We start from the raw sequence: 11,787 nt of genomic DNA on the forward strand, positions 1-11,787 counted from the left end.
AAAAGATCGCAGCCTTCGGCAGCTCCTACAGGTGTACACAATCAAATGTAGGAGCTGCCGAAGGCTGCGATCTTTTCGGAGACACCTCAAATCTTGGCCGAGTTCCACCGCGCCAGCAACGCCGGCAACTCGGTCAGGCTGCGAATCTCGGCATCCGGCGCCTTCTGCGCTTCCCACAATTTGCCTTGCGGGTTAAACCAGATCGCCCGCAAACCCGCCTGCTGCGCACCGGCAATGTCATCGCCGGGATGATCGCCAATATGCACCGCCGTCTCGGCCGTTGCCCCGCCACGCTGCAACGCTTCATGAAACAGTCGCGCATCCGGTTTGGCGATACCGATGTCTTCGGCACACAAGGCAAATTTGAAGTAGTCAGCCAGGCCCAGCCGGCGCACATCGGCGTTGCCGTTGGTGACCACGCCCAGCGCGTAGTGCTTGGCCAGAACCTCCAGCGTTGGTTCCACGTCAGGGAATACTTCGAGCTGATGCCGTGCATGCAGAAACACTTCAAAACTCTGATCAGCCAGGTCCGACGCTTGACCATGGTCGTAACCGGCCTCTTCCAGCGCATGGAAAAGCACTCGGCGACGCAACGCACTGATGCGATGTTTGAGACCCGGTTCGTTGCTCAGAATGCGCTCGCGAATCGCCCACAAATGCTCCACCGGCACCGCGCCCAGATTTGGTGCATGTTCGGTCAGCCATTCACGCAGTATGGCTTCAGCGCTGACGATCACCGGGGCGGTGTCCCACAGGGTGTCGTCGAGGTCGAAGGTGATCAATTGGATCGTCATGAATCATCGCCCTTAATGCGTTTGGCCCGTGGATGGGCGCTGTCGTAGACCGTCGCCAGGTGCTGGAAGTCCAGGTGGGTGTAGATCTGGGTGGTCTTGATGTCCGAGTGACCGAGTAGTTCCTGCACGGCTCGCAGGTCTTGGGAAGATTCCAGCAAGTGGCTGGCGAAGGAATGTCGCAGCATGTGCGGGTGCAGGTTTTGCCCCAGTTCGCGCTCGCCAGCGGCCTTGACCCGCACCTGAATCGCCCGAGGACCCAGGCGCCGGCCTTGCTGGCTGACGAATACCGCGTCATCCGCCGGGTTGGTCATGGCCCGTAGCGGCAACCACAACTCCAGTGCTTCGCGAGCCTTTTTGCCCACCGGCAACAGGCGGGTCTTGCTGCCTTTACCGAGCACCTGAACCATGCCGTCAGCCAGGTCCAGCTGATCGAGATTGAGCCCGGTCAGCTCCGACAGGCGCAAGCCCGAAGAGTAGAACAACTCCAGAATCGCCTGATCCCTGCGCGCCAGGAAATCATCCTCCACCGCACCTTCAAGCAGTTGCAGCGCGCGGTCAGTGTCGAGGGTTTTCGGCAAGCGGCGTTCGCCTTTCGGCGGCGCCAGACCGTTGGCCGGATCGTGGTCGCAAAGGCCTTCGCGGTTCAGATAATGATAGAGCCCGCGCACGGCCGAGAGCAGCCGCGCCAGACTGCGGGACGATTGACCCTGGGAATGCAAACGAGCGATCAGGCTGCGCAGACGCTGGATGTCCAGCGCGGCCCAGCTATCGATGTTCTGCTTGACGCACCAGCCCAGCACTTTGTCGAGGTCGCGGCGGTAGGCGTACAGCGTGTGGGGCGACACCTGTCGCTCACTGCGCAGGTGTTCGCAGTAAGCGTCCAGTTGCCGTTCCACGATCAGCGTACCGAGCGCAGAGAGCTGTTGACCCGTGGCAGCACGCGGCCCATGACTTCGGCGATGTAGCTCAGGAACAGCGTGCCCACCGAGCTTTTGTAGTGCTGCGGATCACGGCTGGCGATGGCCAGCACACCGTGGATGCCTTGATGACTGATGGCGACGACGGCGGTGGAGCCGATCTGCTTGCGCTGCTCTTCGCCGAACAGGAAGTCCAGTTCATGCTCGCGCAGGCTGCCGCTGACACTTTTGTCTTCCGAGAGCAAACCGCCAATGGCCGTTTGCGCATCGGCGTGGCTCACCCAGCGGCCGACCGGCATCGGGTTGTCGCCCAGCAGGATCAGGCTGACAAAAGGCACCTGAAAGTCCTGGCGAAGACTGTCTTCGACGCTGATTACCACGTCTTCCAGACTGCTGGCGTCCATCAAGGCGAGAATCAGGCGGCGGGTCTTGTCGAACAGGCGGTCGTTGTCGCGGGCCACGTCCATCAAGTGCGAGAGGCGATGACGCAATTCGATGTTGCGGTCGCGCAGGATGGTCATCTGGCGCTCGACCAGCGAGATGGTGTCGCCACGCTTGTGCGGGATGCGCAACGCCGGAAGCAGATCTTCGTGCTCGACGAAGAATTCCGGATGAGCCTCCAGGTACGCGGCAATCGCCGCCGCCTCAAGGCTTTCGGAAGGGGATTCGTCGGGCTGTAGGGCGGGAACCTGGGGCTTGTCGGTCATGGGTTTGACTCACTCAAAGACGTACTTGTCCTTCGTAAACACGGACTGCCGGGCCGGTCATCAATACCGGTTGGCCTGGGCCTGCCCATTCAATGGACAGGCGCCCGCCGGGCAGGTCGATCAATAGCGGCGAATCCATCCACCCCTGGCTGATCGCGGCCACTGCGGCAGCACAGGCGCCGGTGCCGCAGGCCTGGGTTTCCCCGGCGCCACGTTCCCAGACGCGCAACTGCGCGCGGTTCCGGTCGATGACCTGGAGAAAACCGACATTGACCCGTGCAGGGAAGCGCGGGTGATGTTCGATTTTCGGCCCCAGTTCATGCACCGGTGCGTTGTTGATGTCGCTGACCCGCAGCACGGCGTGGGGGTTGCCCATCGACACGGCGGCCAGTTCCACCGCAGTGCCGTCGACGTCGAGCGAGTAGCTCTGCGCCTGACTGTCGGCAACGAACGGGATGTCGGCCGGCACCAGGCGCGGTGCGCCCATGTCGACGCTGATCTGGCCGTCACTGCGAATATCCAGCTCGATAATGCCACTTTTGGTTTCGACGCGAATCTGCCGTTTTGCGGTCAGGCGCTTGTCGAGCACAAAACGGGCGAAACAGCGCGCACCGTTGCCGCACTGTTCCACTTCGGAGCCGTCGGAGTTGAAGATCCGATAACGGAAATCCACGTCCGGATTGCTCGGCGCTTCGACGATCAGCAACTGGTCGAAGCCGATGCCTGTGTGCCGATCGCCCCATTGCTTGGCGTGTTTGGGCAGGATGTGCGCGTGCTGGCTGACCAGGTCGAGGACCATGAAGTCATTGCCCAGGCCGTGCATCTTGGTAAAACGCAGCAGCATGGTTTTACTCCGGCAGCAGGCTTTCGCCAGCAAACAACTCGGCTACCGTCTCACGGCGACGCACTTCAATTGCCTGATCACCGTCCACCAACACTTCAGCGGCACGGCCGCGGGTGTTGTAGTTGGAACTCATGACAAACCCGTAGGCACCGGCCGAATGCACGGCCAGCAGGTCGCCTTCTTCCAGGGCCAACTGACGGTCCTTGGCCAGGAAATCGCCGGTCTCGCAGATCGGGCCGACGATGTCATAGGCACGAGCGGCGCTAGCGCGAGGGCGCACGGCAGTGACGTCCATCCAGGCTTGATACAACGCCGGACGGATCAGGTCGTTCATGGCCGCGTCAACGATGGCGAAGTCTTTGTGTTCGGTGTGCTTGAGGTACTCGACCTGGGTCAGCAGCACGCCGGCGTTGGCGACGATGAAGCGGCCCGGCTCGAACACCAGCGCCAGGTCACGACCGTCGAGACGTTCGCGCACGGCTTTGATGTAGTCGGCAGCCAGTGGCGGCTCTTCATCGCGATAACGCACACCCAAACCACCACCGAGATCGATGTGATGCAGGTAGATGCCGCAATCGCCGAGGCGGTCGACCAGACCCAGCAGGCGGTCGAGGGCGTCGATGAACGGCGGCAGGGTGGTCAGTTGCGAACCGATGTGGCAATCGACGCCGACCACTTCCAGGTTCGGCAGTTGCGCGGCGCGGATGTACACGTCTTCGGCGTCGGCGATGGCGATGCCGAACTTGTTCTCTTTGAGACCGGTGGAAATGTACGGGTGCGTGCCGGCATCGACGTCCGGGTTCACGCGCAGCGAGATTGGCGCGCGAACGCCCAGCTCGGCGGCGACCACTTGCAGACGCTCCAGCTCATCAGTGGATTCGACGTTGAAGCAGTGCACGCCGACTTCGAGGGCGCGGCGCATGTCGTCACGGGTCTTGCCGACGCCGGAGAACACGATCTTTTCGGGGCTGCCGCCAGCGGCCAGTACGCGTTCCAGCTCGCCACGGGAGACGATGTCAAAACCGGCGCCCAATCGCGCCAGGACATTCAGAACACCCAGGTTGGAGTTGGCCTTGACCGCGAAGCAGACCAGGTGCGGCATGCCGGCCAGTGCATCGGCGTATGCCAGGTACTGGGCTTCGATGTGGGCGCGGGAGTAGACGTAGGTCGGTGTGCCAAAGCGTTCGGCGATGGCGGACAGGGCAACACCTTCCGCGAACAGCTCACCGTCACGGTAGTTAAAAGCGTCCATGGCGTTCCCTTATTGGTAGACGTCGTGCTTGTGTGCTTTCGACGGCTGCTTTTGCGAGGACTTGGCCTGCTCGGCAGGGTCCTGGGAATCGTCAGGCAGGTACAGCGGGCCTTTTTGACCACAGGCCGACACAAGGCAGGCAACCGCGACGAGCGCAGCAAGGGAAGAGATCAGGCGCTTCATGGCGAAATCCTTGAAAATGCGTTAATTGCGCCGGAGTATACCGGCCACCCGGCAGCTTGCCTATGCGACCGGGCTCCCGTCCGGCGGGGCTTTGTGGTGAGGGGATTTATCCCCGTTCGGCTGCGCAGCAGTCGCAAGCACTCCCGTTTAACCTTGAACTGCTGGGGCTGCTTCGCAACCCAACGGGGATAAATCCCCTCACCACAAAGGCTCGCTCCCACAGGTTCAGCGTTTGAGGTACCGATATCCGCCCTTGATCGTTATCCTTTGCAATCACCGGGGCTCGCCCGTATCTTGCGGCGCTTGAGCGTGAACAGACACTTTTTGAGGTTGCCGTAATGAGTTTGACCGAAGCCCGTTTCCACGATCTGGTCGATGCCACCCAACAATCGCTGGAGGATATTTTCGACGAGAGTGACCTGGATATCGACCTGGAGAGCTCGGCCGGTGTGCTCACCGTCAAGTTCGAAAACGGCAGCCAGTTGATCTTCAGCCGCCAGGAACCCCTGCGTCAGCTGTGGCTGGCGGCGGTGTCGGGTGGCTTCCACTTCGACTACGACGAAGAGAGCGAGCGCTGGATGTGCGACAAGAGCGAAGAGCAGCTCGGCGAGATGCTTGAGCGCATCGTCAAGCAGCAAGCCGACGTCGAACTCGATTTCGAAGGTCTGTGAGAACGTGACCCAGCCTGCACCCGTTCGTCCGCCCAAGCCGCTCTACAGCAATGTCAGCCCGGCGGTGCCTTCGCCGTGCAGCGGTGTGTGTCGGCTGGATGAACAGAAGGTCTGCCTCGGGTGTTTTCGCCATGTCGAAGACATCCGCGAGTGGCGCTCTGCCGACGACGATCGCCGCCGGGTGATTTGCGCGCAGGCCTCAAATCGCAAGAACGCCGCAAATCCATTGTAGGAGCTGCCGCAGGCTGCGATCTTTTGATTTTTAAAAACAAGATCAAAAGATCGCAGCCTTCGGCAGCTCCTACGCCGCCGGGTGGCGGCTTGTATATTTATTGAGCTGTGATAGTGTCGAGAAACGCCTCAACCCATCGAGGCTCGTGACAACCCCGCCTTTTCCTGGCGGGGTTTTGCTTTTTTCGTGCAGAAGAAAGGAGTCTGCCCTGATCATGACCGCACCTTCCATCACCCTTACCCGACTGGACGTGCAACGTCTGGAACGCCTGATCGACAGCCTGGACGACACGCTGCCGGGCGTTATCGCGCTGCAAACCGAACTGGATCGCGCCGATACTCTGGTCGGTCACGATGAAGTGCCCGCCGATGTCGTGACGATGAATTCCCGTGTGCATTGCCGTGAAGAGAGCAGTGGCAAGGATTATCACCTGACCTTGGTTTACCCCAAGGATGCCAACGCCGACGAAGGCAGGGTTTCGATTCTTGCACCGGTGGGCAGTGCGTTGCTCGGCCTGAAAGTCGGGCAGCACATCGATTGGCCCGCACCGGGCGGCAAAACCCTCAAGCTGACCCTGCTTGAAGTCGAATCGCAGCCCGCCCATGGCGGCGACTTCCCGGAATAACCCTTCCTCAGACCAGCTCGAGCGCGTCGTTCAATGCGCGCTCCAGATCGGCCTTGTAGCGCAAATACAAATTGCTTGAGCTCTGACCATCACCGAGCAGGCCCGAGAGGTCCAGGTCGGTGATGTAGCAGCGATAGCGTTCGGTCTCCCGGCGCTGTTCAACAATTTCCCGGGCGACCACGCTGAACAGTTGCTCGCCATGTTCCAGCTCTGAAAATTCCCTTTGATTGCAATACAACGTGACCTGCACCTGACCCGGTGCGGCTTTGCCGACGATCGCCTGCACGTCGTAGAACGGTTTGTTGAGCGGGGTTTGCGGCGCGTTTCGGGTTTCGACCCGACGGGCTCGTCCGGGACCGGATGGCAGCAGCTGGTAATACAGCGTGTTCAGGCTCAATGGCGGGGCGGCGTCCATCGGCAGCAAGGCATCGCGCCGGTACTGGATCGATTGCAGGAAGCGTTGCAACGGCACCAGCAGGCTTTGTTCGTCGTGATAGGGCAAACGCTGCTGCCACAAGGCATTGAATTCATCCAGCACGTACAGATCGGCCTGGTCGTCGTGAATCCGGTAGAACACCTGAATGCAGTCTGGCTGGCCCATAGGCAGAATCAGCGCCAGGTCCTGATCTTCCAGCGCCATCGGGTCCAGGTGCAGCGGGCTGTAGCTCGCCAGCTCTTCGCCCAGATAATCGAACAGCGCCGGCAGGGTAGCGAGGGCAACGTGATTGACCTGGCCCGGCACCAACTCCAGTACGTGGTAATGCTGCTGGACCTGAATCAGGTAGCGATGATTGAGTTTGCTCAGCAGCAGGTTCTGCGCGGTGTCGATCACTTCTTCGACCCGCTGGGCGATGAACTGCGCGCGGTTATGGCAGAAGCAACGCACGCGCAACTTGGGCCGTTGTGGGCCGTTCGGCAGGTTGTTGAGGTAGTCGCGCAGGCAGTCGAGCAGGGCGTGAGGACCGTCGAAGCGATTGACCAGCACCTCGTTCCAGCTGTTGAGCGTGACCTGATCCAGGGTCAGCACCAGGTTTTCCCGAACCCCGGCGTAACTCAAGGAGTCGGTGCGCTCGGTGGTCATCAGGATGTTCAGGTCGCGATGATGCTTGAGCGGATCGACACCGACGTTCACCAGAATCAGCACCTCGCTCGGGACGCTGGCGCACAGCAGCGGATCTTCGGCGACGGTGGGCAGCGGCAGGGCGATACTCTGTTGCAGGCTGCCGAGCAGGTTGAACAGTTCGGACTCGCTCAGGTCACTCTCGCCGGGATGCAAGGCTAGACGGGTACTGCTGTCGATCACGCCGTTGCGGTGACACCAGGTCAGCAGTTCCAGCAATTGGCGGCTGCGCTTGATCGGCGCGAAATGCTCCCATTCGAGAGCGGTCAGGCTGCCGTTGTATAAGCCCCACTGGGTTTGCCCCGATTCTTTCTTGTCGGGCGCGTGCACCAGGGTCAGGGTGTCTTCGGCCAGATCCGGGGCAATGCCCGGGTTGATGAACTCGACCTTGTCCGCCTTGCGCTCGAACGTCGCGTACAGGCGTCGTCCCAGTACATTGAGGTCGCGCTTGTTGATCAGGCTGACGGTCTGTTCGCCGCGGGCGAATTCGGTCAGAAAGCGGTAGCTGTAATTCAGTTCGTTGACCAACGCCCGACGCTCAGAGCTGACCTGGCGGACTTTCCACTGACTGCGGCTGTCGAGCAGGGCCAGTTGACGATGATCCCAGTGCCATTCGTGGGCCAGTCGCTTAAGTAACGAACGTTGCCAGCTCTGGGTGCGACTGCTGCTGCCGGTGAGTTTGCGGTTGACCTTCAGGTACAGCGCGCGGCGCACCAGCTCCAGCCGTTCCGGCTCGCCGCGGGCGGTGAGGTATTCCTCGATGCGCCGATAGACCACGATGTACGGGTCCAACTCATCGAGGTCGAGCCGATTGGCAAACACGGCTTGCTTGAAGCGCAGGCTCAGGCACTGAACCCTGGGGTGTTCGCTGGCGTAGACCTCGGTCAGCAACAGCTTGAGCACCGACTTGTACGGTGACTCGATGCCCTTGAACAGCTGCCAAAGTCCGGCGCCGATGAATTCGCCGGGCGGGATGTACGCCAGATGTCCCAGGTCCAGGGTTTCGTCGGCACGGATAAAGCGCTTGGACAGCAACGTGTGGGTGTAGCGGTCGTAGGCGCTCTCTTCGTACACCGGCACCAGCCACCAGATCGGCGTGCGTCCGGCCAGCCAGATGGCGGTGCGATAGAACTCGTCCAGCAGCAGATAGTGTTGGGTGGTGCCGCAGTCTTCCGAGCTCAGTTGATTGTCCCGCTCGCCGAGCACGAAGCGGGCCGGGTCGATCAGGAAGAAATGCGCTTCGGCACCCTGGCTCGCGGCCCAGGTTTCAAGCAACTGGCACTTTCTACGCAGCTCGTTGAGTTCGCTTTCGCTCAAGTCCGGCGCGTGGCAGACCCAGACGTCCATGTCGCTCTGTTCGGCCTGGGCGAGGGTGCCGAGGCTGCCCATCAGGAACAGGCCGTGAATCGGTCGCGGCGGATTGCTGCCGTGGCGCGGCTTATAGGAAAACGATCGGGTCAGGCGTTGGGCTTCTGCGAGGGCATTGGCGTCGGGCTCGAAGTTCGATAGCCCGGCGGGCGTACTGCCCGAAACGTAACCCGGCAACAGCGGATGATTGACGTGGAAAAACAGCGGCAGCAGGGTCAACACCCCTTGCTGGCGGGTCGACAGCCCTTCCATGGCGCGGGCCATGCGTCGCTCGTTGAGTTTTAAAAAGCGTGCGCGCAGCTGGCTGAGAACCTTGCGGTCGATCCCCTCGTCCAGATCAGGGCGGATTTCATGGGTGCGGGTCATGTCAGCTCAAACCGGCTCGCAGGGCTCGGACGTCGGAGGTCTCAGAATGAGGGGCAGTTTAGCGCCTCGGTCACGGGACTTTTTTGTTTTTTGACGTCAGATTTCTATCGCTGGGCGACAGTTCGTATCAGAGAGTGCCCGCGGAAATCCCGTAACAGGGGTTTCCGTGGGCGATGCGGTGCTGCTTATGCGGTTTCTTCGACGCTGAGAATGGTAAGAACGGTTTGTACGCTTTGCGCGGCATCACGACCCAGGCTGGTCAGATAACCGCCATCGGGCTGGTCGATCAGTTCTTTTTCGTACAGGCGTTGAGCGGCAGCAATGGCTTTCGGGGCAGCGGTCTGATGAATTTTCAAACCTTCCTGGGAACTGTCCAGGTTGAAGAGTGCGAGGATTTCCAGTTCGGCAACCAACTCAGGGGTAAGCGACATAAGGACTCCAGACTTTCTAGGAATTGGACGACAGCGTCCCTAAGGTGATCCCACTCGTGCGGCATGTCCAGTGCTCGCGACAGGGTTTTTCACCTTGGGAAGCATTCCCCGGCGGGTGGTGCGGCAGCGGGGTGCGTACCAGTGTAGTCAGGGTCTGGGGGAAGGCAGGAATGATGGGTGACAAATTGTGTGGAGAGTGCGACTGGCTGATGAGGGGGGGCTTCCTGTGGCGAGGGAGCTTGCTCCCGTTCGGCTGCGAAGCAGTCGCAAAGCTTTTGGGGCCGCTGCGCGACCCAGCGGGAGCAAGCTCCCTCGCCACAAAAGCCCCATCCGGCAATGACGGGTTATTTCTTTTCCGGCGGCAACTCTGGCAGCGCACGCAGCGCCGCTTCGTACCATTCGGTGTTGAACGCGCGGTCTTCTTCGAGGATCGCGTCGATTTCCACCGCCAAAACGTGAGCCATCAGGTTGAGGATCTCTTCACGCTCGTAACCCACCAGGGTCAGCTTGTTGAAGGTCGCCTTGGCGGCCGGCGGGTTGTCGCTTTCGATCTGGTTTTCGATGGCTTCGATCAGGGTGTTTTCGGCGAACTCTTCTTCGTCGATATCGTCTTGGTTGTTGTCGGGGGTTGGCTCGCTCATGGCAGGCTCCTCAAGGAAAGGCGGCCAGTTTACCTGCATTCAGCGCCATGATGCTGCTGGCGAGAAACGCCTTGGCGTTCTATAAAGCAGGCACTGCCAACCCCGCACGGCCTGGAGGCTATGTGATGCTCAAGCTTTATGGATTTTCCGTCAGCAACTACTACAACATGGTGAAACTGGCGCTGCTGGAGAAAGGGCTGCCGTTCGAAGAAGTGCCGTTTTACGCCGGCACAAGCCCCGAAGCATTGGCGATCAGTCCGCGTGGCAAGGTGCCAGTGCTGGGTGTCGAGAAGGGTTTCATCAACGAAACCGCGGTGATTCTCGAATACATCGAGCAGAGCCAGAAAGGCACGCCGCTGCTGCCGAGCGATCCCTTCGAGCGGGCGCAGGTCCTGGCGCTGGCCAAGGAGATTGAGTTGTATATCGAGTTGCCGGCTCGCGCCTGTTACCCCGCGGCGTTTTTCGGCATGCAGGTGCCGGAGGCGATCAAGGACAAGACCAAAGCCGAGTTGCTGCAGGGTTTTGCCTCGCTTGGGCGGCACGGCAAATTTGCCCCTTATGTAGCAGGCGACAGCCTGAGCCTTGCGGATTTGTATTTCCTGTACAGCGTGCCGTTGGCCCGTGCGGTGGGGCAGAAGCTGTTTGACCTGGATTTACTGGCGGAGATGCCGGCGGCCAAGGCGCTGCTGGAACGTTTGGAGCAGAACCCGAACGTGCAGCGAATTGCGGCGGACAAGGAAGCGGCAATGCCAGCGTTTATGGCGATGGTCGCGTCCAAGCGATAACGAAGGGGGCGGCCATTTTGCGCGTCAGAAGATTCGCAATCTTTTGTCCCATATGGCCGTTACCCTTGTCGGGTGTCGCTTCCAGCCGTTTTAGTCGCATACGGTAATAAGCGAACGCTTACAGGATCTCGGGCAGTGTTTACCTTGAGCATCGAATCCATACGGTCAAGGAGACCCGGCGATGCTCAAGTTATACGGCTTTGCGGCCAGTAATTATTTCAACATGGTCAAACTGGCACTCCTGGAGAAAGGCGTGCCGTTCGAAACAGTCCCCTTTCATGGATGCCAGAACCCGGACATCCTTGCCGTCAGCCCTCGCGGAAAAGTGCCAGTGCTGGAGACGGAACAAGGTTTCCTGAGCGAGACGGATGCCATTCTCGATTACATCGAAGAGACGCAGGGCGGAATCGCGCTATTGCCCGCGGATCCGTTCGCACGGGCCGGCGTCAGGGCGTTGGCCAAAGAAATCGAACTGTACATCGAACTGCCGGCGCGAACTTGTTATGTGGAAGTTGTTTTCGGCTGCCGTCCGACACCGGAGGCAATCAGGCTCAAGGCTGGTCGGGATTTGTTGAAGGGATTCGCCACTCTGGCGCGACACGGGAAATTTGCGCCCTATGTAGCGGGAGAGCATTTCACGCTTGCCGATCTATATTTTCTTTACAGCGTTGATCACGCCCGTGAGGTGGGGCAATCAGTGCTCGGTAAAGACCTGCTGGACGAAATGCCTGAAGCGCAAACGCTGCTTGATCGCTTGGCGCAGAACTCGAATGTGCAAAAAGTAGCAGCGGACAAGGCGGCCGAATGGCCAGCATTTCTGGCGAGGGTTCAGGGATAGGAAACAGTTTTCC

General features: G+C 60.3%; 14 protein-coding genes. 5 read left to right on the forward strand and 9 right to left on the reverse strand.

Going from position 1 to position 11,787, the window contains the following annotated elements:
* Nucleotides 1-86: 86 nt before the first annotated feature.
* From ACYZTL_RS16515 to lptM, 6 genes are read right to left on the reverse strand one after another with little or no spacing between them, the layout of a single operon-like run.
* Nucleotides 87-794: an HAD family hydrolase gene (locus ACYZTL_RS16515; RefSeq protein ID WP_461952678.1), complete on the reverse strand. Its 708-nt coding sequence runs from the start codon at nucleotides 792-794 to the stop codon at nucleotides 87-89.
* Complete coding sequence (gene xerC / locus ACYZTL_RS16520) at nucleotides 791-1,690, reverse strand: tyrosine recombinase XerC (protein ID WP_007942372.1); 900 nt, start codon at nucleotides 1,688-1,690, stop codon at nucleotides 791-793. The genes ACYZTL_RS16515 and xerC overlap by 4 nt, the downstream gene beginning before the upstream one ends.
* Nucleotides 1,691-1,692: 2 nt before the next feature.
* A complete protein-coding gene (locus ACYZTL_RS16525) occupies nucleotides 1,693-2,418 on the reverse strand; it encodes a DUF484 family protein (protein WP_461952679.1) in 726 nt (241 codons plus the stop codon).
* Between the two features lie 13 nt (nucleotides 2,419-2,431).
* A complete protein-coding gene (dapF, locus tag ACYZTL_RS16530) occupies nucleotides 2,432-3,262 on the reverse strand; it encodes a diaminopimelate epimerase (RefSeq protein WP_461952680.1) in 831 nt (276 codons plus the stop codon).
* A gap of 4 nt (nucleotides 3,263-3,266) precedes the next feature.
* A complete protein-coding gene (lysA, locus tag ACYZTL_RS16535) occupies nucleotides 3,267-4,514 on the reverse strand; it encodes a diaminopimelate decarboxylase (protein ID WP_461952681.1) in 1,248 nt (415 codons plus the stop codon).
* Between the two features lie 9 nt (nucleotides 4,515-4,523).
* On the reverse strand, nucleotides 4,524-4,697 hold the full coding sequence (gene lptM, locus ACYZTL_RS16540; protein ID WP_461952682.1) for an LPS translocon maturation chaperone LptM: 174 nt from the start codon (nucleotides 4,695-4,697) through the stop codon (nucleotides 4,524-4,526).
* A gap of 338 nt (nucleotides 4,698-5,035) precedes the next feature.
* On the opposite strand from lptM, the gene cyaY reads away from it, so the two are divergent.
* From cyaY to rnk, 3 genes are all read left to right on the forward strand, one after another.
* The gene (gene cyaY / locus ACYZTL_RS16545; RefSeq protein ID WP_084320234.1) at nucleotides 5,036-5,368 is read left to right on the forward strand and encodes an iron donor protein CyaY; all 333 of its coding nucleotides are present in this window, start codon (nucleotides 5,036-5,038) and stop codon (nucleotides 5,366-5,368) included.
* Between the two features lie 4 nt (nucleotides 5,369-5,372).
* On the forward strand, nucleotides 5,373-5,600 hold the full coding sequence (locus ACYZTL_RS16550; RefSeq protein WP_461952683.1) for a DUF1289 domain-containing protein: 228 nt from the start codon (nucleotides 5,373-5,375) through the stop codon (nucleotides 5,598-5,600).
* A 214-nt stretch (nucleotides 5,601-5,814) separates the two neighbouring features.
* Nucleotides 5,815-6,225, forward strand: coding sequence for a nucleoside diphosphate kinase regulator (gene rnk, locus ACYZTL_RS16555; RefSeq protein WP_461952684.1), 411 nt, complete (start codon nucleotides 5,815-5,817; stop codon nucleotides 6,223-6,225).
* A gap of 7 nt (nucleotides 6,226-6,232) precedes the next feature.
* On the opposite strand, the gene ACYZTL_RS16560 is transcribed toward rnk, so the two are convergent.
* The 3 genes from ACYZTL_RS16560 to ACYZTL_RS16570 all read right to left on the reverse strand — a co-directional run bounded on the left by ACYZTL_RS16560 (nucleotide 6,233) and on the right by ACYZTL_RS16570 (nucleotide 10,151).
* Nucleotides 6,233-9,079 carry a class I adenylate cyclase gene (locus ACYZTL_RS16560; RefSeq protein ID WP_461952685.1) on the reverse strand — a complete coding sequence of 949 codons (2,847 nt, stop codon included), beginning with the start codon at nucleotides 9,077-9,079 and terminating at the stop codon, nucleotides 6,233-6,235.
* A gap of 185 nt (nucleotides 9,080-9,264) precedes the next feature.
* Complete coding sequence (locus ACYZTL_RS16565; protein ID WP_150631417.1) at nucleotides 9,265-9,510, reverse strand: TIGR02647 family protein; 246 nt, start codon at nucleotides 9,508-9,510, stop codon at nucleotides 9,265-9,267.
* Nucleotides 9,511-9,854: 344 nt separating this feature from the next.
* Entirely contained in the window at nucleotides 9,855-10,151 is a 297-nt protein-coding gene (locus ACYZTL_RS16570; protein ID WP_433768374.1) for a hypothetical protein, read from the reverse strand.
* Between the two features lie 125 nt (nucleotides 10,152-10,276).
* On the opposite strand from ACYZTL_RS16570, the gene ACYZTL_RS16575 reads away from it, so the two are divergent.
* Nucleotides 10,277-10,936 carry a glutathione S-transferase family protein gene (locus ACYZTL_RS16575; RefSeq protein WP_461952686.1) on the forward strand — a complete coding sequence of 220 codons (660 nt, stop codon included), beginning with the start codon at nucleotides 10,277-10,279 and terminating at the stop codon, nucleotides 10,934-10,936.
* A 181-nt stretch (nucleotides 10,937-11,117) separates the two neighbouring features.
* The gene (locus ACYZTL_RS16580; protein ID WP_461952687.1) at nucleotides 11,118-11,774 is read left to right on the forward strand and encodes a glutathione S-transferase family protein; all 657 of its coding nucleotides are present in this window, start codon (nucleotides 11,118-11,120) and stop codon (nucleotides 11,772-11,774) included.
* Nucleotides 11,775-11,787: the final 13 nt, after the last annotated feature.

Source organism: Pseudomonas sp. LB3P81 (genome assembly GCF_054897965.1).